The organism is Alcanivorax limicola (genome assembly GCF_019931215.1).
Lineage (GTDB): Bacteria > Pseudomonadota > Gammaproteobacteria > Pseudomonadales > Alcanivoracaceae > Isoalcanivorax > Isoalcanivorax limicola.
Genome location: NZ_JAIOUB010000002.1, coordinates 214,697 through 237,381, shown reverse-complemented (window position 1 = coordinate 237,381; position 22,685 = coordinate 214,697). Strand labels below are relative to the sequence as shown.

General features: G+C 56.7%; 26 protein-coding genes. 24 read left to right on the top strand and 2 right to left on the bottom strand.

Features of this window, described 5'->3' with window-relative positions; all coding sequences use genetic code 11:
- Positions 1–23: 23 nt before the first annotated feature.
- From K8B33_RS07105 to K8B33_RS07065, 9 genes are all read left to right on the top strand, one after another.
- Complete coding sequence (locus K8B33_RS07105; RefSeq protein WP_223424999.1) at positions 24–299, top strand: transposase; 276 nt, start codon at positions 24–26, stop codon at positions 297–299.
- A 214-nt stretch (positions 300–513) separates the two neighbouring features.
- Positions 514–3,129, top strand: coding sequence for a DUF6351 family protein (locus tag K8B33_RS07100; protein ID WP_223424997.1), 2,616 nt, complete (start codon positions 514–516; stop codon positions 3,127–3,129).
- A gap of 96 nt (positions 3,130–3,225) precedes the next feature.
- The gene (locus tag K8B33_RS07095) at positions 3,226–3,627 is read left to right on the top strand and encodes a PadR family transcriptional regulator (protein ID WP_223424995.1); all 402 of its coding nucleotides are present in this window, start codon (positions 3,226–3,228) and stop codon (positions 3,625–3,627) included.
- Between the two features lie 115 nt (positions 3,628–3,742).
- On the top strand, positions 3,743–4,930 hold the full coding sequence (locus K8B33_RS07090) for an MFS transporter (protein ID WP_223424992.1): 1,188 nt from the start codon (positions 3,743–3,745) through the stop codon (positions 4,928–4,930).
- Positions 4,930–5,697, top strand: coding sequence for a phosphodiesterase (locus K8B33_RS07085; protein ID WP_223424990.1), 768 nt, complete (start codon positions 4,930–4,932; stop codon positions 5,695–5,697). The genes K8B33_RS07090 and K8B33_RS07085 overlap by 1 nt, the downstream gene beginning before the upstream one ends.
- An 88-nt stretch (positions 5,698–5,785) precedes the next feature.
- On the top strand, positions 5,786–6,109 hold the full coding sequence (locus tag K8B33_RS07080; RefSeq protein ID WP_111657921.1) for an ArsR/SmtB family transcription factor: 324 nt from the start codon (positions 5,786–5,788) through the stop codon (positions 6,107–6,109).
- Positions 6,106–6,552, top strand: coding sequence for an SRPBCC family protein (locus K8B33_RS07075; RefSeq protein ID WP_223424987.1), 447 nt, complete (start codon positions 6,106–6,108; stop codon positions 6,550–6,552). The genes K8B33_RS07080 and K8B33_RS07075 overlap by 4 nt, the downstream gene beginning before the upstream one ends.
- Positions 6,549–6,914 carry a DoxX family protein gene (locus K8B33_RS07070; protein ID WP_223424985.1) on the top strand — a complete coding sequence of 122 codons (366 nt, stop codon included), beginning with the start codon at positions 6,549–6,551 and terminating at the stop codon, positions 6,912–6,914. The genes K8B33_RS07075 and K8B33_RS07070 overlap by 4 nt, the downstream gene beginning before the upstream one ends.
- Positions 6,915–7,012: 98 nt before the next feature.
- Positions 7,013–9,196: an OsmC domain/YcaO domain-containing protein gene (locus K8B33_RS07065; RefSeq protein ID WP_223424984.1), complete on the top strand. Its 2,184-nt coding sequence runs from the start codon at positions 7,013–7,015 to the stop codon at positions 9,194–9,196.
- Positions 9,197–9,354: 158 nt separating this feature from the next.
- Here the strand turns inward: K8B33_RS07065 and K8B33_RS07060 are convergent, their stop codons facing one another.
- On the bottom strand, positions 9,355–9,519 hold the full coding sequence (locus K8B33_RS07060; RefSeq protein ID WP_223424982.1) for a hypothetical protein: 165 nt from the start codon (positions 9,517–9,519) through the stop codon (positions 9,355–9,357).
- 198 nt (positions 9,520–9,717) lie between these two features.
- On the opposite strand from K8B33_RS07060, the gene K8B33_RS07055 reads away from it, so the two are divergent.
- The 8 genes from K8B33_RS07055 (at position 9,718) to K8B33_RS07020 (ending at position 17,610) form a co-directional block, all read left to right on the top strand.
- Positions 9,718–10,860 carry an HNH endonuclease gene (locus K8B33_RS07055; RefSeq protein WP_223424980.1) on the top strand — a complete coding sequence of 381 codons (1,143 nt, stop codon included), beginning with the start codon at positions 9,718–9,720 and terminating at the stop codon, positions 10,858–10,860.
- Positions 10,861–11,332: 472 nt separating this feature from the next.
- The gene (locus K8B33_RS07050) at positions 11,333–12,571 is read left to right on the top strand and encodes a hypothetical protein (RefSeq protein WP_223424978.1); all 1,239 of its coding nucleotides are present in this window, start codon (positions 11,333–11,335) and stop codon (positions 12,569–12,571) included.
- Between the two features lie 84 nt (positions 12,572–12,655).
- Positions 12,656–13,558: a hypothetical protein gene (locus tag K8B33_RS07045; protein WP_223424976.1), complete on the top strand. Its 903-nt coding sequence runs from the start codon at positions 12,656–12,658 to the stop codon at positions 13,556–13,558.
- Between the two features lie 42 nt (positions 13,559–13,600).
- Entirely contained in the window at positions 13,601–14,488 is an 888-nt protein-coding gene (locus K8B33_RS07040; RefSeq protein WP_223424974.1) for a hypothetical protein, read from the top strand.
- Between the two features lie 102 nt (positions 14,489–14,590).
- On the top strand, positions 14,591–15,208 hold the full coding sequence (locus K8B33_RS07035) for a class I SAM-dependent methyltransferase (protein ID WP_223424972.1): 618 nt from the start codon (positions 14,591–14,593) through the stop codon (positions 15,206–15,208).
- A 166-nt stretch (positions 15,209–15,374) separates the two neighbouring features.
- Positions 15,375–16,151, top strand: coding sequence for a PhzF family phenazine biosynthesis protein (locus tag K8B33_RS07030; protein ID WP_223424969.1), 777 nt, complete (start codon positions 15,375–15,377; stop codon positions 16,149–16,151).
- Between the two features lie 160 nt (positions 16,152–16,311).
- Positions 16,312–16,638 (top strand): hypothetical protein, encoded by a 327-nt coding sequence (locus tag K8B33_RS07025; protein ID WP_223424967.1) that lies wholly within the window; start codon positions 16,312–16,314, stop codon positions 16,636–16,638.
- Between the two features lie 255 nt (positions 16,639–16,893).
- Positions 16,894–17,610 carry a hypothetical protein gene (locus K8B33_RS07020; RefSeq protein ID WP_223424965.1) on the top strand — a complete coding sequence of 239 codons (717 nt, stop codon included), beginning with the start codon at positions 16,894–16,896 and terminating at the stop codon, positions 17,608–17,610.
- A 139-nt stretch (positions 17,611–17,749) separates the two neighbouring features.
- Here K8B33_RS07020 and K8B33_RS07015 read toward each other — a convergent pair whose 3' ends face one another.
- Positions 17,750–18,211: a hypothetical protein gene (locus K8B33_RS07015; protein ID WP_223424963.1), complete on the bottom strand. Its 462-nt coding sequence runs from the start codon at positions 18,209–18,211 to the stop codon at positions 17,750–17,752.
- A gap of 174 nt (positions 18,212–18,385) precedes the next feature.
- Between K8B33_RS07015 and K8B33_RS07010 the strand changes: the two genes are divergently transcribed.
- From K8B33_RS07010 to K8B33_RS06980, 7 genes are all read left to right on the top strand, one after another.
- Positions 18,386–19,423 carry an AraC family transcriptional regulator gene (locus tag K8B33_RS07010; protein ID WP_223424960.1) on the top strand — a complete coding sequence of 346 codons (1,038 nt, stop codon included), beginning with the start codon at positions 18,386–18,388 and terminating at the stop codon, positions 19,421–19,423.
- Between the two features lie 266 nt (positions 19,424–19,689).
- Complete coding sequence (locus K8B33_RS07005; RefSeq protein ID WP_223424958.1) at positions 19,690–20,271, top strand: NADPH-dependent FMN reductase; 582 nt, start codon at positions 19,690–19,692, stop codon at positions 20,269–20,271.
- 113 nt (positions 20,272–20,384) lie between these two features.
- The gene (locus K8B33_RS07000; protein WP_223424956.1) at positions 20,385–20,786 is read left to right on the top strand and encodes a hypothetical protein; all 402 of its coding nucleotides are present in this window, start codon (positions 20,385–20,387) and stop codon (positions 20,784–20,786) included.
- Between the two features lie 47 nt (positions 20,787–20,833).
- Positions 20,834–21,481, top strand: a complete 648-nt coding sequence (locus tag K8B33_RS06995) for a dihydrofolate reductase family protein (RefSeq protein WP_223424953.1) — start codon at positions 20,834–20,836, stop codon at positions 21,479–21,481.
- Between the two features lie 12 nt (positions 21,482–21,493).
- Positions 21,494–22,048 carry a dihydrofolate reductase family protein gene (locus tag K8B33_RS06990; protein ID WP_223424951.1) on the top strand — a complete coding sequence of 185 codons (555 nt, stop codon included), beginning with the start codon at positions 21,494–21,496 and terminating at the stop codon, positions 22,046–22,048.
- A 52-nt stretch (positions 22,049–22,100) separates the two neighbouring features.
- On the top strand, positions 22,101–22,358 hold the full coding sequence (locus K8B33_RS06985; RefSeq protein ID WP_223424948.1) for a type II toxin-antitoxin system Phd/YefM family antitoxin: 258 nt from the start codon (positions 22,101–22,103) through the stop codon (positions 22,356–22,358).
- Positions 22,346–22,657: a type II toxin-antitoxin system RelE/ParE family toxin gene (locus K8B33_RS06980; protein ID WP_223424946.1), complete on the top strand. Its 312-nt coding sequence runs from the start codon at positions 22,346–22,348 to the stop codon at positions 22,655–22,657. The genes K8B33_RS06985 and K8B33_RS06980 overlap by 13 nt, the downstream gene beginning before the upstream one ends.
- The last annotated feature ends 28 nt before the right edge of the window (positions 22,658–22,685 follow it).

Here is a 22,685-nt window from a genome sequence, read left to right as displayed (position 1 = left end):
CGCCCCGCAAGGAGCCAACCCGCATGTATCTCAGACGCAAAAGGCACTATTCCCCGACCTTTAAAGCCCTGGTGGCCCTGAGCGCCATCAAGGACCATGCCGCTGTCACCGAACTGGCCCGCCAGCTCGGCCTCCCGGCAAAGCAGATCGAAACCTGGCGCGCCCAGCTGGTGACCCGCGCCTGCGAGATCTTCGACGCACCGCCCGCCATGCCCCAATCCTCCGCTATACAGCGAGCGCCGCAAAACAACCGGCTCCGCGAGCTCAAGGTCTTCGATGACTTCCAGGCAGGATGCTGACAGCGCCTCCCTGAACTGATACACGCCGCAAACACTGTTGGCACGCCCGTAACGATTCTCCTACCGCACATCTACTGTATCGCCGCCACTCCTCTCCCAGAATTCAGGATGCGTTACTGCATTTTCCATGGGCTGCTGTTTGCGGCCCGGTGTGCGACACAGACCGGCACAAGCCGGCGGCAGGCCTTTGACAGGCCTTCGAAAGGAGAGCCCCATGACAACAACAAAGCTGCTTATTACGGCAGGAACCCTTTGCATGCTCGCCGCTTGCGGCGGCTCGTCGTCCATCAGCGGCCCTGGCCCCGGCAATCCCCCGGGCGGGCCCGGCGGCCCCGGTGAGCCCGGCGCCGGGCAGGGCGAGATTCGCGTGCTGTCCAACCGCGCCGACCTGGTCAGCGGCGGTGATGTGCTGGTGGAGATCGTGCCGGAGACGCCGGCCCAGCTGGATGGCGCCCGCGTGCTGCTGGGCAACACCGACATCTCCGATCAGCTGATCCGCACTGACGAGGGCACCCTCAAGGGTCTGGTGGAAGGCCTGGCGCTGGGCCCCAACACCCTGCGAGCGGTACTGGGCGGCAACACGGTGCTGGAACAGCAGATCATCAACCACCCCCACGGCGGCCCCGTCTTCTCCGGCCCACAGATCCAGCCCTGGCAATGCACCAACGCCAATGCGGTGGACGCGCAGTGCAATCAACCGCCGGAATACAGCTTCAAGTATGTGCCGGCCGACCGGCTGCAAGCGCTGCTCACGGATTTTGATCCGCAGAACCCCGGCTTGCCCGCCGCCTTCCGGCCCTTTGATCCCGAAAACCCGCCCGCCGACGGCGACATTGCCCGGATCACCACAGACCAGGGCGTCGAGGTGCCGTTCATCGTGCGCCGGGAGCGCGGCGTGCAGAACCGTGACCGCTACCTGATCATGACCCTGTTCCAGCCCGGCGAGCCCTGGAGCGCCCTGGCGCCGCAGCCGCAATGGAACCGCAAACTGCTGATCCACCACGGTGGCAACGTCGGCGTGAGCTATGGCATGGGCAATCCGCCTGAAGGCGATATCGCGGGCACCGCCCCCGACGGCGCCGAGGTGCTGCTGGGCGACAGCATCACTACGGCCCTGGCCCGTGGCTTCATGACCCTGTCCACCGCCCAGGGCAATCTGGGCCACAACGCCAACCTGGTGACGGCGGCCGAATCACTGATGATGGCCAAGGAACGCATCATCGAGCAGTACGGCGAAATCCGTTACACCATCGGCACCGGCTGCTCCGGCGGCTCCATCACCCAGCAGCATGTGGCCAACGCCTATCCGGGCATCTACCAGGGCCTGATCGTGCAGTGCTCCTACCCGGACGTCTGGACCACCGCGACCCAGTTCGCCGACTACCACCTGCTCAGCAACTACTTCGGCCTGCAAGTGCCGGAAGGCCCCGAGGGTGTACCCGATCTGCTGGCTTCAGCGCTGACGGGCGACGTGTTGCTGCTCCAATGGGCTGCTTTCTATGGCCATCTGCCCCTCAACCCGGTGGTGTCTGATCTGGCTTTCTTCCCCTCGGCCGCGCCGGATCAGGCGAGCTGCCCCCGCTTGCAGGACGGCGTCCAGGTGTATGACCCGGATACCGCCCCGGACGGCCTGCGCTGTGGCTTGCTGGATTACATGATCAATCAGTTCGGCCCGCGTCCCTCGGAAGTCTGGACCCCGAACGAAGCACTGCTGTCGCGCGGCTTTGCCGGCATTCCGCTGGACAATATCGGTGTGCAGTACGGCCTGGGTGCGCTCAACCAGGGCCTGATCACCGCAGACCAGTTTCTGGCCGTGAACCGCGACATCGGCGGCCTGAGCCTGGACATTCGCCCGCAACCGGAACGCACCCGCGCCGACATGGCGACGCTGCGCAACGTCTACCGCACCGGCGGTATCAACACCGCCGAACATCTGGCCAACGTGCCGATTATCGACCTGCGCGGCCCCGACCCCGGCATTGCCCACGATGCCTTCCATTCCTGGCAGATGCGCGCCCGCCTGGAAGCCACCCAGGGCCACGCGGATAACCATGTCATCTGGTACGGCCCCGCGCCCCTGTTCGGTGATTCGGTCTTCACCACCGAAGCCCTGCTGGTGATGGACCTGTGGCTTTCGGAAATCGAACAGGACGACCGCGAAGTGAGCATCGCCCAGCGCGTGGTGGACAACAAACCCACCTTCGCCCGCGACCGCTGCCTGTCGTTGTCCGGCCTGCTCGGTGGCCCGGATGGCCCCATCGTGCCGCTCACCGGCAACCTGCTGTACCCCGATCCCCTGTTGCCACTGCTGGACCTGTCGCTGCTGCCCTCGGCCCCGGCAGAACTCGGCGTGATCGCCGACGCCCTGACCGGCCAGGTGTGCGGCCTCGACCCGCAGACCCTGCCAGTGGTGAATGACCTGCCGGTAATCGGCGACTTGCTGGGCATTATCACGGGCATCCTCAACCCGATCCTCGAGCCCATCGTGACCCTGCAGCAGACCGTGGTGCAGACCCGCTTTGGCACCCCGCGCACCGTGGCGGGGGACGACATCCGCACGCTGACCAACAAGTGCCAACTCAAACCCGTGGACCCGGCGGATTATCCCGCACTGGTGGCCAACGCCAGCTTCCTGCAACAGGTGGAAGAGATCTTTCCCGAAGGCGTCTGCGACTACAGCCAACCGGGCGAGGGCGTAATGCCAACAGAAACCTGGCTGCATTATGGTGACAGCGAGCAGGTGATCTTCGGCGGTGAGCCGCTGGACGAACGCCGTGCCCGCGGCTCTCGCCAGGGCTGGGCGTCACCGGCATTCGACGTCGCCCTCTGATCCGCGCGCCTGAACGCGCAAGGCTGCTTCGGTGGTCTTGCGCGGGATGGCCGTTCGGCTTGACGCATCGACCATCGAGGCATAAAGTCCGACACCATGAGCCCATCGGACAAACAAACACGCACCCGGCAGACACCGGATTACAGTGATCCCCGCTACTGGCAGGGGACCATCAAGATGTCGTTGTCCAAGTTTTTTGTGCTCAGTGTGCTGCACCGCAAGCCCATGCATGGCTATGAAGTGGTGCAGGCCGTGGAGAAAAGCACCAACGGCTGCTGCAGCCCGTCCGAGGGCACGGTGTACCCGGTGCTGAATGAGTTTGAAGCCGGGGGCTATCTGTCTTCCGCCCCCGAGGTGGTGCAGGGCCGCACCAGAAAAGTCTACACGCTGACCGACAAAGGCCGCGAAGCCTTCCAGGTGGCCGTTGAGGCCTGGCTGGATGCGACGGATTGCATTGTCGCGAGCAAGCTGGCGGCGGAAGAGGGGCAGGGGACATGACTTTCGTTGTGTCGTTTTTTTTGGCCAAAAGCCTCGATGTTCGATGCCTTGACCATGGATGCCTTCGCCGGTGCATCCTCCCGCCCGCGCGGCGCGCATCAAGGGTGTGCCGCGGATGAGCGCACGCCGACGAGTCGTAGTGACATTGGGTCTGACGCAAACCCTGGCCTGGGGCTCTACCTACTATCTGCCCGCCATTCTTGCCGAGCCCATGGCGCGGGACCTCGGCGTTTCCACGGGCAATGTCTTTGGCGCCTTCTCCCTGGCGCTGATCCTGACCGCGATCCTCGGCCCCCCGGCGGGGCATCGTATTGATACCCACGGCGGCCGTGGTGTGCTGGCGAGTTCCAGCCTGCTGTTTGCGGCGGGGCTTCTCTCCTTGGCGCTGGCTCAGGGGCCGGTCTCCCTCTGGTGCGCGTGGGCGATCATCGGCGTCGGCATGGCCGTGGGTCTCTATGACGCCGCCTTTGCCACCCTGACAGCGCTTTATGGTCACCAGGCGCGCCGCGCCATTGCCGGCATTACATTGATGGCCGGATTTGCCAGCACCGTATGTTGGCCGATCACCGGCTGGCTGGAGGCAGAGTTCGGCTGGCGGACGGCCTGCATTATCTGGGGCGCTGCGCACCTGCTTATCGGCCTGCCGCTGAACCGCGTGCTGCTCCCCGGGGGCATCCGGGCTGCAACACCTCACAGCATAGCCCCGCCTGCCCGGGCGGCATCGGTACGCTTCGCCATGCCGCTGCTGGCGCTTGTTTTCGCCATCACCTGGATACTCAGTACCGCCATGGCGGCGCATCTGCCGCGCCTGCTGCAAGAAGCCGGGCACACCGCCACGACCGCCATTGCGCTGGCCGCATTGGTCGGCCCGGCGCAGGTGGCGGCCCGGTTTCTGGAATTTTCCCTGCTGCGGCGTTTTCACCCCCTGGTCTCCGCCCGGCTGGCCAGCGCCGCCCATCCTCTGGGCGCCATGGCCATGCTGCTCTTCGGTGCACCGGCGGCAGCGCTGTTCACCCTGCTGCACGGCGCCGGCAACGGCATTCTCACCATTGCCAAAGGCACCTTGCCGCTGGCCATTTTCGGCCCCCGGGGCTATGGCCGGCGTCAGGGCTGGCTGATGGCACCGGCGCGCTTTGGCCAGGCGTTTTCACCGTTTCTGTTTGCCCTGCTGATCGAACGTCTTGGCAGCGGGGCGCTCGCTGTGTCCGCCGCGCTCGGGCTGGTGGCCCTGGGCGCACTCACCTTGCTGCACTATTTGATGAGGCAAGCCCTCGCCACTGATTTGCCACAGGGAGCGCAATGATGAGCACACACAAACTGCTCTGGATCACCGACCTGCATTTGGTAGAACCCGGGCACCCCTGGCCACAGCAGGTCGATCCCTTACCGCGATTCCACGCAGTATTAAATGAACTGCGAGATCAGCACGGGGATGCAGACCGCCTGATTCTGACCGGCGATCTGGTGCAATCCGGCAGTGTGCAAAGCTATCAGGTGCTGCGGGACGCGCTGCAGGATTTCCCGATTCCCTGGCGCTTGCTGGTGGGCAATCACGACAAGCGCGACAACCTTCGGGAAGTGTTCCCCCGGGTGCCTGTTACCGAAGGCTTCCTGCAATCCGCCGAGGAACTGGATGGCACCCACCTCATCTACCTGGATACTCAGGCAGAGGCTGGCCACCACGGCGAACTTTGCCCGGCCCGACTGGCGTGGCTGGCGGCGCAATTGCAACGCGCCGGAGCAAGCCCGGTGTTGATCTTCATGCACCATCCCCCTGTTGCCATCGGCATGCCGCCTCTGGACCGGTTGCGCCTGCGCGATCCGGATAAGGCGCTTTACCAGCTACTGCGCGCCCGCACCGCACCGACCCAGCTGCTGTGCGGCCACCTGCATCGCAATGTCAGCGGACACTGGGCGGGCCACCCCTTCACGGTGCTGGACAGCACCCATCTGCCGTTGCGCTTCGATATGGTCAGCGACCGTTTGACGCGTTATCCGGGCGCGCCGACGTACGGCGTTATCCTGCTGGACGGCGACAGCGTGGTGATCAACGCGGTCCAGCAGCTTTGATGAGCAATGCCGGACACAGATGACTTGACCAATTCATAACCCGCTGATTATTATTAAACCCATAACTTCATGGTTATGGGTTTCCGCAATGCTGCAAGCTCACGAAACACTCTTCAAGGCCCTGGCTGACCCGACCCGGCGCGCCATTTTTGAGCGATTGTGTCGTCACGGCGACCTGACTGTCGGCGCGCTGACCGCCGAGGCCGGCGTGTCGCAACCGGCGGTGTCAAAGCACCTCGGGATACTGAAGCAGGCCGGGCTGGTCAGCGATCGCCATGAGGGACGGCAAACGCACTACCGCGCCCAGCCAGCCGCGCTGAACCCGCTGAAAGAGTGGACCCAGCAGATGACCGCGTTCTGGCTGGCGCGCTTTGACGACCTCGAACGGGTGCTACAGGGGATGGACCAATGAGTAAACGTGCTGAAGACACCCAGTCCGTGGTGGTCGAGCGAGAGCTGCTGCATCCGCCGGAAAAAGTCTGGCGCGCGCTGACCCAGCCCCACCTGATGGAGGCCTGGCTGACCAAGACAGACTTCAGCGCGGCAGTGGGGCACTGCTTCGCATTGCAGTTTGATTGGGGCGCCGTCGAGTGCCGCGTTCTGGAGCTCGCGCAACACCAGGCGCTGTCGTACACCTGGGAGTCGGGCGCGCTGAAGAGCGTGGTCCACTGGACCCTGACGCCTACCGCCAAAGGCACCCTGCTGCGCATGGAGCAAGCGGGTTTTGCATCGGCGGATTCACCGGACTACCCGCAGCAGGCGCGGTACTACATGGGCGCCAAGGCCGGGTGGCCGCGATTCATGGCGGCACTGGAGCGAGTTCTGAAAAACGAGGATGAGGGCGTACAACAGTGAATATCACACTTTGGGTCTTGCAAGGTCTGCTCGCGTTTCACACCGTGATGGGCGCCGTCTGGAAATTCTCCAACTCGGCGCAAACCGTGCCCTCATTACAGGCCATTCCGCAAGGCGCCTGGCTCGGGCTGGGCGTATTCGAACTGTTTCTGAGCGTGGCGCTGATTCTGCCAGCCCTGTACAAACCGGCAGCGCTGCTGGCGCCCGTGGCGGCGCTCTGCATCGCCGCAGTCATGTTGCTGTACTGCGGCCTGCACCTGGCCTCCGGTGATGCGAATCACGGTCAGATGATCTACTGGCTGGTGGTGGCCGCCGTGTGCGCGTTCATTGCCTATGGCAGGTTTGTGCTCAAGCCGCTTTAACAGAAGGGCAGCAGCAGGGCAGCAGCAGGGGCAGGGGGCAAGACGGCAGCACCTAAAACCCGGATAATGTGCGGCCCTGAAATACCCGGTGCCCGCTCATGGAAATCAAGGTCAATTATCTCGACAACCTCCGCCTGGAGGCCCTGTTCGACGACTTCAAGGTGATTTCCGACCAGCCGATTCGCTACAAGGGCGACGGCTCGGCGCCCGGGCCGTTCGATTATTTCCTCGCGTCCTCGGCGCTGTGCGCGGCCTATTTCGTCAAGGTGTACTGCAACACGCGCGATATCCCCACCGACAATATCCGCCTGTCGCAGAACAACATCGTCGACCCGGAAAATCGCTACAAGCAGATCTTCCGCATTCAGGTGGAGCTGCCGGAAGGCCTTTCCGACAAAGACCGCCAGGGCATCCTGCGCGCCATTGACCGCTGCACCGTCAAGAAAGTGGTGCAGGCCGGGCCCGATTTCCAGATCGAAACCGTCGAGAATATCGACGAAGACGCCCAGGCCCTGCTGATGGCCGTGCCCGACCCGTCGCAACAGACCTGGATCGAAGGCAAGGACCTGCCCCTGGAGCAGACCATCGCCAACATGACCGCGATGCTGGCCGACCTCGGCATGAAGATCGAGATCGCCTCCTGGCGCAATATCGTGCCGCACGTCTGGTCACTGCATATCCGCGATGCCGCCTCACCCATGTGCTTTACCAACGGCAAGGGCGCCACCAAAGAGAGCGCCCTGTGCTCCGCGTTGGGCGAGTTTATCGAACGCCTGAGCTGCAACTTTTTCTACAACGACCAGTTCTTCGGCCCCGAGATCGCCAACAGCACATTCGTCCACTACCCGAATGAAAAATGGTTCCAGCCCGGCCCGGACGACGCCCTGCCCGACGGCCTGCTGGACGACTACTGCCGCGACATCTATGACCCCGACGGCGAACTGCGCGCCTCGAACCTGATCGACACCAACTCCGGGAACAGCCAGCGCGGCATCGTGGCGCTACCGTTCGAGCGTCGGTCTGACGGCGACACCGTCTATTTCCCCTCGAACTTGATTGAAAATCTCTACCTGAGCAACGGCATGAGCGCCGGCAACACCCTGCAGGAAGCCCAGGTGCAATGCCTCTCCGAAATTTTCGAGCGCGCCGTGAAGCGCCAGATCATCGAAGAGGAAATCACCCTGCCGGATGTACCGCAGAGCGTGCTGGAACAATACCCCGCCATTTTTGAGGGCGTGCAGGCCCTGGAAGCCCAGGGCTTCCCCGTGCTGGTGAAAGACGCCTCCCTGGGCGGCCAATACCCGGTGATGTGCGTGACCCTGATGAACCCCCGCACCGGCGGCGTGTTTGCCTCCTTCGGCGCCCACCCCAGCTTTGAAGTAGCGCTGGAGCGCAGCCTGACCGAACTGCTGCAAGGCCGCAGCTTCGAAGGTTTGAACGACTTCATGGCGCCGACATTCAACAGCCTGGCCGTGACCGAGCCGAACAACTTTGTTGAACACTTTATCGACTCCTCCGGCCTGATTTCCTGGCGCTTTTTCAGCAGCAAGGCCGATGTCGACTTCGTGCACTGGAACTTTGCCGGCAGCACCGAGGAAGAAGCCGCCACCCTGTTCGGCTTGCTGGAAGAACAGGACCTGGAATGCTACATGGCCGTGCACACCGATCTGGGCGCCCCCGTGTGCCGCATCCTGGTGCCCGGCTATTCCGAGGTCTATCCGGTGGAAGACCTGGTGTGGGACAACACCAACAAGGCCCTGCTGTTCCGCGAAGACATCCTGAACCTGCACAGCCTGAACAAACGGCAACTCACCGCACTGCTCGACCGTCTGGAAGAAAGCCAGCTCGACGAACACATGGATATCATCACCCTGATCGGTATCGAGTTTGACGAAAACACCGTATGGGGCCAGCTCACCATCCTGGAGCTGAAACTCCTCATTCACCTGGCACTGGGCGACCACGACGCAGCGCTGGAACACGTCGAAATGTTCCTGCAATACAACGACAACACCGTGGAACGCGGCCGCTTCTACCAGGCCATGCAGGCCGTGCTCACCATCCTCCTGGACGACGAGCTGGCGCTGGACGACTACCTGCACAACCTGACCCGCATGTTCGGCCAGGAGACCATGGATGCCGTGGTCGGCTCCACCGAGGGCACCGTACGCTTCCACGGGCTGACCCCCACCAACATGCAGCTGGATGGCCTGGAGAAACACCAGCGCCTGATCGAGAGTTACAAGAAGCTGCATGCGCACCGCGCAGCCCACGCGGGTTAGCAGCGCCTCACGTCATAAGGGCCTGGCGAAACAGGCCCGACTAGCGGCGCGCATATCGCCTATCGAGGTTGCCATCACCCCGGGAGCGGGGCAGTATCGAAGCAGGGTTACTGGCGTGGCGGGCAAGCACTCAAGAGAAGCGCTGCTCGCGGGCCATATCAAAACAACGGAATAAACGGATGCTCGCCGCAGCACGGACAGTGCACGGAATGTCGGGCAGGGCGGTAGCGTGCCGGTTCGGCGCCTACCCTGTAATGACGAACGCGAATTGCGTTGCGCGCCTGATCACGCAACTGTGGCTGCCTGCCGCTGTCCTTGCGCATGGTGATATCCTTGATTGAAATGGAAATAGGCCAAACGAATGGGTCTGACATTCGACGGGGCGCTGCTAAGTCGTTTAGTTTTATGATCGATCTATCAATATATAAATTTACTAATTGTGATAGGCCGCCGGCGTCATTATTAGATATATGCGCCGGCGTCCTAATACCTGTTAGAGGTGTCTGAGCCTGGAGATTGGTGTGTCGAAAATATGCATTTATTGTAATACTGAAAAACCTGATAATGAGTTTTCACTGGAGCATATATTTCCGCAGTCTTTGGGGGGAGCCCAAGCCTCTGATCTGTTTAAAACACGTCATGTTTGTCAGCGATGCAACTCTATAATGGGAATGTTCGTTGATGCTCCTTTAGTAAAGAACTTCTTTAGCCAGAATGATATGGCCGAGAATGCTTTATATTATATCGACTTAAACAAGCCAAGGCCTCTTCCGCTTCGCTACATGGGGGTTCACCAAGGTTTGGTGTCAGACCCTAATTTGACGTGTGAATTATGGATGGGGGCGCACGGTGGATTGGTATACCATCGAAGACTCAAAGCCGACTCTAGGTACGATACGATCGCTGGCGGAAATCCGATTGACAATAAAAAATTTGGCGGCGAGGTCTATATATTTGCTCAACATTCAGATGAATATTGGAATCTTGTGTTGCTCCAGTCTGTCATGAAGAGCTTTAAATCCGCCAAGAGAATATCGGGGAATATTGATCTTCCAAATGACGACAATTACTTCCATGAGCCTACTTCAGATGAGGATGAGTTCCTGTCAAACCTAAAAAATGCTCAAGGAAAAGTACACAAAGGAAGTATGGCGGTCCAAATTGGATTTGAGCAAAGGTTTTTATGTAAGTTTGCTTTGGGTGTAGGGGCTAATAGGCTTGGAGAGCGCTATTTAGAGAGTAGAGAAGCGACAGAGCTTAGGAATGCTCTCTGGGCTAAAACCTCTGATGAAAGAGACTCATATGATGTGGAGTTTTCTGACTTCTTTCAGAATCGAGAACCTGAAGAAGCAAGGCTTTTAGCATGGCCCGGCGTGCACACAATAATGCTCTATCCCGTTCATGGACGGTTGGTAGCAATAATTTACCTCTATGGGAAAAACAGGATGATGGTCACTATATCCAAGGACGAGAGTTTTTGGTCAGCCTCAATCGACCGGCCTGAGGTGTACGTCCTTTGTCCATCTCTCAACAAGTTCTCTGGTCCTATCCGTGTGGAAGATCTGTTGGCGCACCGTCTCGGTCATCGCCAAATAAGCGACTTGGCTGAAATAGAGGAGAAACGCTTTGATCCTAGCACTTTGCCGAAAATTACGGACCTCTAACAAATTGCTGCACACGGACAAATTACTCGCTACGCTCGCAATTTTCCGGTGAGCAAGGCGTTATGTGTCCGCAAAGGTGGAGATAAGGAGTTTCGTTGTGGCGAAAATAAGAAATACTGTGAGCCACCCGGATGGATTCCACGGGCTACCGTGGTATGAGATTAAAGATAACAAGATATATCCCACCGTTTCTCATCCAGACGGTTGGAGTGGGCTGCCGTGGTATGAAATAAGGGGCGACAAAATATATCCCACTGTAAGCCATCCCAAAGGATGGTCAGGCTTGCCATGGTTTGAAATTAAAGGTAACAAAATCAATTGTACTGTTAGTCATCCAGATGGGTGGCAGGGCCTCCCGTGGTATGAAATCGTATAAACACATAACCAAGCGCAGCACTACGCAGCCTTCGGCTGCCGGACGCTCGCAAGCTCGCGCCGGTGTGCGCGGCGTTAGACGTCAGAGGAGAAGTTTGTGGCTCGGGAAGACTATCTTTTCACGGGGCCCGATTGGCATTCAGTTGATCGGCATCAGCGCCAACAAATGGCCGCAGAGATTGAGAAGGTCGACTCTGATCGTTTACTGAATACGTCTGTAGACGATTTGGCGCTCTACTTCTCTGAGAAGTACAAAATCGGCGTTCCGGTTCTTGACGAGGAGAACTTGGTGGTCGATCAGCGAGAGAAGCAGATTGACGTCAGCAGGGATCCGAACAGATACATCACAGATCGAAGTAGACCCTTCTACATCACCGGGTCGGAAATCGAAGTGGAGATCCCGTTCACCGGGGAGGCGGAGGCCTTCAAAATTCAGCCAAACCCGTACACACTGAGCCCGCCGCGGGCGAGCGTACGCGACAACCTACTGACGTTCACGATCGTAGGAACAAATCTTGAGGCTACGCAGGTCCGAGGTGAGATAGAACGGACCCTTCGAGAGATCCAATCGTATCTGACGAATCTTCGAGCCAACGTGGCCAGTTTGAATGGGCAACTTCAGGGTGAGGCTCATAACGTGATCGAGGCGCGACGCAACAAGCTCCTTGCAAACCGCAATACCGTTGCGTCGCTCGGCTTCAAAATGAAAGAGAGGCAGAGCTCTCCGAAAACATATGTTCCGCCGGATGTACGGAAGAAGATTTCCCCTATCATGCCTCCCGCGAGTTCTGCGCCGTACAAGCCAGAGCCCGCACTGGGCCAGACCGACTATGAGCACATCCTTGGTGTCATGCAAAGCATGACACAAGTTATGGAGCTGAGCCCCTCCGCATTTCACGACGTTGACGAAGAAGCTTTGCGCTCGCACTTCCTCGTTCAACTCAACGGGCACTACCAGGGTCAAGCTACTGGAGAGACGTTCAACTACGAAGGAAAAACGGACATTCTCATTCGCTCGGAAGGCCGAAACATCTTTATCGCCGAGTGCAAGTTTTGGGCGGGTCCCAAGAAGCTTACGGAGACTATCGACCAGCTCCTTGGTTACAGCTCCTGGAGAGATACCAAAACATCGGTCGTAGTGTTCAATCGGAACCGAGATTTCTCAAAGGTATTAGCGGCAATACCTGACGCGGTCCGCGCGCACCCGCAATACAAGAAGGATTTGCCTGGGTCGACCGAAACAGTCTTCCGATACCTCTTTGCCAATCGAGATGACAGAAATCGCGAGCTGTACCTGACTGTTATGGCTTTCGACGTTCCAACGCTGCGGCCATGACGTATAACAAGTGGTCCCAGGCGACGGCCTACGGCCGCGCCTGAACTCCAACGTTAGTGGCAACCCACGAATAAAGTGTAATTTATGGATTCAATATTTCGTTTTATCAATGAGTTCCAGCCTGAGAATTTTTACTCAGTGCTTAACTCGCAATTCGCATCATCGATACTAGGAGCGCTACTAGGGGCCTTCGCGGGCGCTTTTGCGGCTCATAAGATTGCATTGAATGCCAAAAAACGAGAGGAGTTGGAGCAACAGATTCGAGGATTGAACGTGGCGCTCTCTACCGCATTTCTGATCTGCAACTCGGCCCTATCTCTCAAGAGTCAGCATATAGAATCATCCTACAAGAAGTTTACTGCAGACCGGAAGTCTTATGAGGATGCCTTGAAACAACCGCCAGCTGGAGGTGTAATTCAGTTCGAAACAGACCTTAAGACTCTTCACATGCCATATTTACCTCTAGAGGTTCTTGAGAAGAACGCTTACGAAAGAATTACGATTAAGGGTCGTCCGTTGGCGCTAATTTCTACCATAGCTAACTCTGTTGAAGCGCTTCGAAATAGTTTAGATCATCGAAATAATCTAATCGAAAAATTTAAAGGGCTATTCCCAACAATTCCAAACAAAGATCGACTCGACTATTATTTTGGATTTCCCTTGCCTGGAGGGAGAGTCCATCAAGAATTCCTGAATACGATGGAAGGAATATATCAGTATGCTGATGATGTGATCTTCTTTAGTTCGTTACTCTGTGAAGATTTAAAGAAATACGGTGAAGGAATTAGAAAGATATATAAGGAAAAATACGACAAGAAAGTGGAGAACATTGTGGGGTTTGATTTCAAGACACCTAAAGCAGTAGCCATTTGGCCAGATGAGGAGAATTACAAAGACTGGATGGAAATGTTTGTTGAACAGGAAGAGGTGCTGCCTTGGTATCGACGTATTTTTTCCACTAACAAACCAAAGCAGTCGGACGAATAAATGCGTCGCTGTTTTGGGCGTTAGCCATTTAAAGGACTCACTATGGATTCAGCTGTAGACCGCTACACAGGGCAAATTGTTGATGGCGAGCAACTCTGGTACATCGACCCGGTTGATAAGGAAGGTTACATCTGCCGAGGATGTGGGGTGACGGTCAACCCTGTTTCCTTCGAGGCTTACCACAAAGTACGTCCTCATTTCAAAGAGCTTCCATCCAAGCCTCATGAATCGTGGTGTGACATTGAGGGCGAAGAAAGGCTCATCGTCAGGGCGCGCAAAGAGCGCGTCACTACTCCGGCAGGGTTTCCTGGTTCTTTCCCTTCAAAACTACAGCTGGTTGATGAGCGGGAAAAAGTAGCTACACCAGGTGTGCCCATGGAAGGGAAACGCACTTCATCTGGTGGCAGTTCATCAGGAACGACAACGAGGAAAACACACACTCAATGGGCAGCACACACGATCCGGCCTATTTGCCGTACGTTCATGAATTTCCCCAATGACCGCGATCTTCCACTTGGCGTTCCCGGTGCATATGGAAACAGCTATGATGAAGTCGTTCGAAAACTTGCGTCACGGGATATCGTGGTATATCCCCAAAAGCATATTTTTATCGCTCCACTGAGCTGGTCTAAACCGAAAGAGATTTCTGGAAAAACTGTTGTTGAACTGAGTTACGGCTTTTGGGCCAACAAGAAGCTTTCATCGCCCTATCGTCTGGTCATCGACTCCTCGAGCTGGAGTGCTGCGAAGAAGAGCTACGTTCTTACAGAGCTAGAAGTTTCCCGTAAAGAAGCCAAGGAACGATCTGGCGCAGGCAAGAAATCTGAGAAGAGTTGGGTGTTCTTTGTTGGCCAGCAGGATTCGACCAGCCCATCGGATTTCGTTGTTTCAGATCACCGCCTAATCTGTTGCCTCACGGGAGAACTGTGAAATGGCTAACCCGGCGGTGTAGCGGGTGCTGCGCGATAAAGCCGCGCAGCACCCCTGACCTTGAACGTTAGCTCTTTGGGGCAATACTGGAATACATGAGCTATGAAAGATTCAAAAGATTTTTGGGATAAAGCTGCAGAAAAGTATATTAAGACTCCTATTAAAGATGAGGCTACGTATCAACAGAAGCTGGCAATTACTCAAGAGTTTCTAAGGTCAGATTCAAAGGTGTTAGAGTTCGGCTGTGGCAGTGGCGCCACTGCAATCTTTCATGCCCCTTATGTAAGACATGTTGTTGCTACTGATATATCTGACAAGATGATAGAATCGGCCAAGAGCAAAGCGGTCGAAGCTGGAGTAAAGAACATTGCTTTTGAGCAGGGAACACTAGAGAGCCTAAAACTCCAAAATGAAAGCTTCGACGCAGTTTTGGGGCTAAATGTATTACATCTTTTGGAGGATGTGGATGATGCGATTGCTAAAGTCCATCAAATTTTAAGAAAAGATGGTGTGTTTGTTTCAAGCACATCGCTAATAGCAGAAATCAATTTCGCTTTTCGATGGTTGATCTCCGGTATGCAGTTAATTGGTTTGGCTCCTTATGTCAGCCGGATTACAAAGAACGGCCTTATTTCCAAATTAATGAAATCCGGTTTTACTATTGAGCGAGAATGGCAGACTAGCCATGAATCGGTGTTTATAGTCGCTAGAAAGATCTAGTCAAGAGGTTGTGTGAAAGCTAACAATCGGCTGTTGTCGCCCCTCTGGGGCTGGGACGGCCTTTCTGCCGCTTCGCGGCTACAAGTCCACCCCAAAGCCGGACGGTAGGCACCGGATTTGCCCACAGATGGTGGACATCCTTTGTAGTTAAAAAAATGAGGAAAATGTGAGCTTCCCAATCTACCAGATCGATGCTTTCACTAACCGGCTCTTCGGCGGCAATCCTGCTGCGGTTGTCGTACTGGATGAATGGCTCGAGGACGAGACCCTTCAGGCTATCGCGGCAGAGAACAATCTCGCTGAAACGGCATTCGTCATCCCGGATGCAAAGTGCTCCGAGCTACGATGGTTCACTCCCGTAGTGGAAGTGGAGCTATGTGGTCATGCCACGTTGGCCGCTGCATACGTGCTGTTCCAGGAGCATTTAGGAGCGGAAAGCCATCTTCGGTTTGAAACTAAAAGTGGTCGCCTTGCGGTGATCCGAAAAGAGAATTTCCTCTTCCTCGATTTTCCTTCACGCCCCGGCAAGGCGGTATCCGTCGATGACAGCCTCATTGAGGTGCTTGGGACAGTACCAGAATCCGCATTCCTGGCCCGGGACCTGATGGTCGTGCTTGAAAGCGAGGCACAGGTGAAGTCGTTCTCGCCCAACTACCTTGCGATCCAGAGCCTTGACGCGTTTGCACTCATCATCACCGCCCGTGGCGATGAAGTGGATTTTGTCTCCCGCTTCTTTGCGCCTGGTGCCGGAGTGCCGGAAGACCCGGTGACGGGATCTGCCCATTGCACCCTCATTCCCTACTGGGCTGATCGTCTCGGGAAGACTGAGTTGGTAGCACGCCAGCTTTCCAGCCGCGGGGGAGAACTTAGCTGTGAGCTTCACGGAGACCGCGTCTTGATCGGCGGTGAAGTCGTTGAGTATATGAAAGGAAAAATCCTTTAAAGCCGGCTTCTATCTTTGGGGCAGGCCCGCATTTTCCGAAAAGGCTTCTCTAGGAAGTGAGAGGCCTGATTACAATTATGATAAAGTACTGGATCAGCCATTTTGCGGCGGCTGCGCCTCTGCCACGAGGCAGCTCGTGTTGGTAGCGCTAGAGGGTTTTATGGAAGAGAAACGGGTTGTTCTATCTTTCGGATCTTTTGTCTTGGTGGGTCTTACCATTGGCATAACGGGAGGCTTTGTATATGGAACTTTCTTTAGCATAAAAGCCCTTATAAATGGCGAGCTGCTTCAGGCTGTCCTGGCGCTCCCGGTTGCCACAGTCGGAAATGGGCTTTCTGTGGCAGTAAGCTCAGCGGTGGGATACCTCCTTTACAAGAGGCTAGTCGCGCGTTTCTACAAGCTGGGCGTGTTGAGTGGTACCTATGAAGAGCCAACCGAGCCTGGTGATATAGCGTTCAGCGATTCCTCCGACGATTCGGTGAGTTAGGGGGCAGAGAATGGCTTTCCTGGCTCAGCGTTATGAGCTATTGAGGTTGAAATGCTAACCATACTCTCTGCAAAAATCTCTGGGGTCAGGTCTGCAATTTCCCACTAAAAGGTTTCTTTTGAAAATAAGAGGCCTGACCCGAATGATACTATTGGCGCATCCTTCCCCTGAGTCTAAAGCCACGGTAGCCTGTATCATTCAGACGAAAAGATTTGCCGTGTGGCAAGCAACCATTGAATCCGGGGGGGTGGCATCATGAGCCGCGTGATTGGGGCACTATTGCTTCTGTGCTTTTTACCTGCCTGTACAACCTACCAGACGCCAGGCGCAGGGGTCGCCATCGGCGATCTTTCCCAGGCGCCCCCGGATATCGCTGAGATGATCCAGCGGGAGCCCGCCGCCCAGTTTCCGGCTCGCCTTGCGACAGCGCGAGTTCAGGCCTCGGGATATGGAATTCGCACCGCTCGGTGCTATGGGGGCGGCGAGTTCTGCGTAATCACTGCGAGAGATTTGGAGGAGGAGGAAGATTACACCCGCCTTTCCGGTATGCCGGGAGTGTTGGAAGTAGGGCGTGTGACCCGGCTCTTGTTGCCGGAGAGAGTAGCCAGCATTGATGACCTTCGTCTGGCTGCTGCCAGGCTGAAGGCAGATGTGTTAATGGTTTACACGATGGATACTCATGTGGATGTTGACGGCCAGAGCCTGGGCCCGGTCACAATGCTGACACTCGGTTTTCTATCAAACAGGCATGTGCATATTACTTCCACAGCATCGGCCGCCTTTCTCGATGTAAGGTCGGGGTTCCTTTATGGTGTTGCAGAGGCAACAGTATCTGATGACTCGCGGAGCAGTGTATGGGCCCAGGATCAGACGATCGAGGTCTTGAGGTTGGCTTCAGAGCGTGGTGCCCTGGAAAAAATGCTCCATGAGGTTGAAGTGCTATGGGCATCTTTGTACGACACCTATAAATAATCAATGAAGTACATCTCTGGGGTCAGGTCTCCTATTTCCCACTAAAGTGTTTTTGGGAAATAAGAGACCTGACCCCAATAACATACCGCCGCATCGCGCCTGGCTACCCGAGAAACGCACTCAACGTCGCATCCTGCTATCAGAAACGCCACCCTATATGCACGGTAGGGAATATGCTGACGCGGTCCTGATCATAGCGTTGCTCCGATAGCTCGACATCGTCAACGTTGAACAAATAGCGTGCCGATATCCAGGGCGAGATAAAAAGATTTTCGTTCATTTGAAAACGATACCCGGCCCGCGGGCCGAAGCCTGTCATGACATCGCTGGCTCTTTCCCCCGACCCTCGCAGACGATACCTAGCCTTGGTTCTGTCAACATCACCGCCGAAGAACCAGCCTCGGCCCTGCCCGCTTGTATAGTAGTCCACCTTGAAGGTGACTCCGGATACGTCAACCTCAAAACGATCATTGCCGTGCAACCAGCGCGGAACGTCGGCACTGAAACTGCCAAGTTGCATGCGCCAATGGCCACCCTTGAACAGGTAGGCAGCGTGGATGGAATGCCCATTGACAAGATAAGCAAACGGATCCGCTTCCATCTCAAAATGCGCGGAGGCTGCTATGGGTGTGAGCCACAACGCAGTGACAAATATAAACCTTCTCACATCATGCCCCTGTATCATCAAAGCGGAAGCCAACGAGTTGCCTTTGTGCAGCGAATTAGCTATAAACCGCTCCTATCGGAAACAGTATGCTAGTGGGGTTCTCTCTGGATGAAGATCGCTCAACCGGACAAAATGAGTAACTATTCCGGACATTCAGCGTCTGTATCAGTGCGATCTGTCCTGCCGGTGCTTGCATACCTGCAAAGCAAGCAGCTGGATGTTAAGAAAATACCTGAGCTGGCCAGAATCAAGGCAGTATCTCTTGATGATATTGAAGCCAGAGTGCCGCACGCTTTGGCCATTTCAGTATGGGAGAGGGCGAGTCGACTCGCCGGCGATGAACATATTGGATTGCATGTCGCTGAATGTGTAAGGCCCGGATCATTTGGTGCGCTGGAATACGCGATTCGCTCCAGTCATGATCTGGGAGCGGGTATTAATCGTCTGGTGCATTATCATCGCGTTATGCACGATATCGCAGAAGTCAGACTCGAGACTGCGGGAAAGAGCGCCATACTCAGCCATTGCCTGCCTGTGCCTGGCGGCGCACCGCAGCCTGTATCCGAGTTCATCATGGCAGGATGGTATCTTGCCTTCTGTCGCCTGACTGGCGTCAGGCTCCGCCTTGACGAAGTCCGTTTTGCCCACGCCAGGCCTGCGAGTGTTCTGGAGTACCAGCGTATTTTTAATGCGCCGTTAAGCTTCTCGCATGATCGAAGCGAACTGGTTTTTCCCGCCGGTTTTCTGGAACTACCGATGCTGGAATCTGATGCCGAGTTACAGCGACTGCTCGAATCTGTTGTCATGACCATGCATGAAAACCTCCCGGCATCCGAGGGCATTATCGGCCAGGTTCTGCGACTGCTACGTGATGAATTGTGTGATGGTGAGCCGACCATGGAGGCTATTGCCAGGAAGCTTTGCCTGACGCCGCGAACGCTGCATCGCCGGTTAAAAGAGGAAGGCACTAACTTCCGCGTTGTTGTGAACACAGCGCGGCGCGATCTGGCTGAGCGCTACCTGCGGGAAGGACGCATGACGATCACTGAAATTGCCTTCCTGCTTGGCTATTCCGACGCGAACGCTTTTCACCGCGCCTTCAAGCGCTGGACCGGCCATGCCCCCCGCAGCCAACCCGTTTCGTGATCGGCATCTGTAACCGCGCCCATCACGCGCCAGTAATCTCTGGGGTCAGGTCTCCCATTTCCCGCTGAACGTGTTCTTTGAGAAGTAGGAGACCTGACCCCAATGACTGACCCAATGACATTTCCTCTTGACCTCAATATAACTTGAGGTTTTAGGCTTGTGGTGTCGAACTTGAATTTCCCATGAGGATGACACTATGAAAATCACGCAAGCTGCAGTACCAATGACCGTTACAGCAGGCCTGGTTGCCACTTTCGGAGGTAAGCATGTCTGAGATCAAACATCGGCTGGCCGTCATTGTTGCCAGCACCCGAGAAGGGCGTCTGGGCCCTGATATTGCCCATTGGTTTGTCCAGCAGGCAGCGCAGCAGGACGATCTGGAGATCATTCTGGTCGACCTGCATGAGGCAGGCTTGCCCGATACCTTGGTCAATGATGAGTTGAAAATACCCGAGACAGTGAAACAGCTTGGCCGAAAGCTGGCAGCAGCAGACGCTTTTGTTGTGGTCACACCGGAGTATAATCATGGCTATCCAGCCCCCCTGAAGACCGCGATTGACTGGTTTCAAGAGGAGTGGTGGGCAAAACCTGTCGGTTTTGTCTCCTATGGCGGCGTGTCAGGCGGCCTGCGAGCGGTTGAGCAATTGCGGCAGATCTTCCCGGAAGTCCATGCACTTACGGTAAGGGATTCGGTGAGCTTTCAGAACGTCTGGCAACTGTTCGACGAGAAAGGACGTTTGATCGAGCCGGACCGTCATGAGCGCAGCACCGCAAAGATGATTGAGCAACTGCGTTGGTGGAGTGCCGCGCTCAAGGCGGGTAGAGCTGCGCAGGCCTATACTGCATAGACATCAAAGAAATAGACATCAAAGAAATAGTCATATAGAAGCCTGCGAAAGGAGCATTGGTAACTGCCATGCACCTACCGCTTTCTACGTAAGCTAATCTGCAGGGCAGACGAATGTTTATTATCCGAAAGGTGCTATGGGTGGACTGCACCGCCGCCGCGATAGCAGGCGCAACGGTGCTGCTTCTCAGCGGGTGGCTCAGTCATCTGCATCTTCTTCCGCAAGAGCTTCTGGTGTTCATCGGTGGGGTCAATCTGACTTACGGTGCCTATTCGTTTTTCCTTGCTCGCCAGGTGGCGCGGCCAATAATCTTGATCAACCTGCTGGTGTTCGCCAACGCCGCGTGGGCCGTCGTATGTTTGGGTCTGGCGGCGAGGTTCTGGGGCGAAGCAAGTCTTTGGGGCATCGCGCACTTGGTCGGTGAAGCGCTATTCGTCGGCGGGCTGGCCGCGCTGGAGTGGAGCCAGCGGCAACAGCTGGCAAACCCCGTTCCGCATGTCGATTATTCAATGTGAGCTTCGACCAGGTGCTGCATACACGGCACAGGCGAGAGGAAAACGCGATGAGCAAGGTATTCGTGAACATCGGGCTTAGCCTCGATGGCTACATGGCACCGGAAGGCATGGCGATAGAGCACTGGGATAAGCCCGACTACAAGGACTGGGGTGCGAAGTGGGGCGCGATGATGGGCTGGATTCTGGAGCTGCAGTACTTCCGCGAGAACCTGAAGTTCGGGCCGGGTGGCGAGACCGGCCCGGTTAATGACATGCTTCGTTACACCATGGAGCGTAGCGGCGCGAGCATCATGGGTAAACGAATGTTCGAGCAAGGCGAGGTCTCATGGCCGGAGGAGGCTCCATTTCATACGCCAGTATATGTTCTCACCCACGAGAAGCGTGGCCCCTGGGTCCGGCCGGGCGGGACGACATTCTACTTCGTCAATGACGGCCCTGAGAGCGCCCTTGAGCAGGCCCGTGAGTCTGCGGGTGGTCGCGATATTCGTATTTCGGGCGGCGCGGATGTCATCCAGCAGTACTTGAATCTGGGCGTGATCGATGAACTTGAGATAGCGATGGCTCCCGTGGTATTCGGCAGCGGCAGGCGCCTTTTCGAGAATCTGCGCGAGCCGGCTCCAAGGTTCCGGGTCGACAAAGTTCTTGATACGCCAGCTGCAACACACTTGCGATATGTGCGTGAGAATCCGCAATAGACGGAGGATGCCATGGGACTCCTGACCTTCAGTATCAACGTCACCCTGGACGGCTGCGTCGACCACCAGGAAGGCATCGCCGACGACGAGACGCACGCCTTCTTCACCTGCCTCATGGACGAGAGCGGGGCGATGCTGTGGGGCCGGGTCACCTACGAGATGATGGAGGGCTACTGGCCAGCGGTCGCCCGCGGCGACGCGGAGGCACCGCCGGCGATACGCGAGTGGGCGGTCAAGCTGGAGGCCAAGCCGAAGTACGTGGTGTCCTCGACGCGAAAGGACTTCCCGTGGACCAACAGCCACCATATCGCCGGCGACCTGCGCATGGGCGTGCAGAAGCTCAAGGACGCGACCCCGGACGGGGTGCTCATCGGCAGCGGCAAGCTCGCGACCGAGCTGGACCGACTGGATCTGATCGACGAGTACAAGTTCCTCGTCCACCCCAGGATCGCCGGCCACGGCCCGACCCTGTACGAAAGCGGGCTACCCGGGACGCGACGGCTCGAGTTGATCTCGGCGAAGCCGCTCCGCTGCGGCGCGGTTGCCATGCACTATCGGCGCGCGTAGCCGCTATCTCCCTCGAGTGATACTATAGTGGCACTCTGAGAGGGGAAGACCCATGAAAGTTGAGCTGGTAACCAGTCTTAAGCGGCATGCGACCAAGATCCTGGCGGATCTGCATGAGAGTAAAGAGGCCGTGCTGATAACCGAGCATGGCCAGCCATCAGCCTACTTGGTAGATGTGCAGGATTACGAGTTTATGCAGCGCAGATTGGCGCTGCTAGAAGGATTGTCCAAAGGAGAGCGAGCAATTCTGGAGGGTAAAGTCACCCCCCATGGCGAGGCCAGGGAGCGGATGCAGAAGTGGCTGAAATAACGTGGACAGATCCGGCGCTGGATCAGCTGGGCGAGATAGCGGAGTACATTGCTCTGGACAAACCTGACGCGGCGGTAGACCTTGTTAAGCGGGTTTTTTCTATAGTAGAGCAACTTGAGCAGTTTCCGGACTCTGGCCATGTTCCTTCAGGGTTGCCCAATTCGATCTACCGGGAACTGTATGTCAGGCCATGCCGAATTTTCTACCGGCAGGACAATGGCGTCGTTCTTGTCATACACGTGATGAGAGAAGAAGGGCAGCTCCGCAAGCTTCTTCTGGACGCTGAGTTGAACAGCTAACAACCAGTCACAGGCGGCCAGCTTCGAC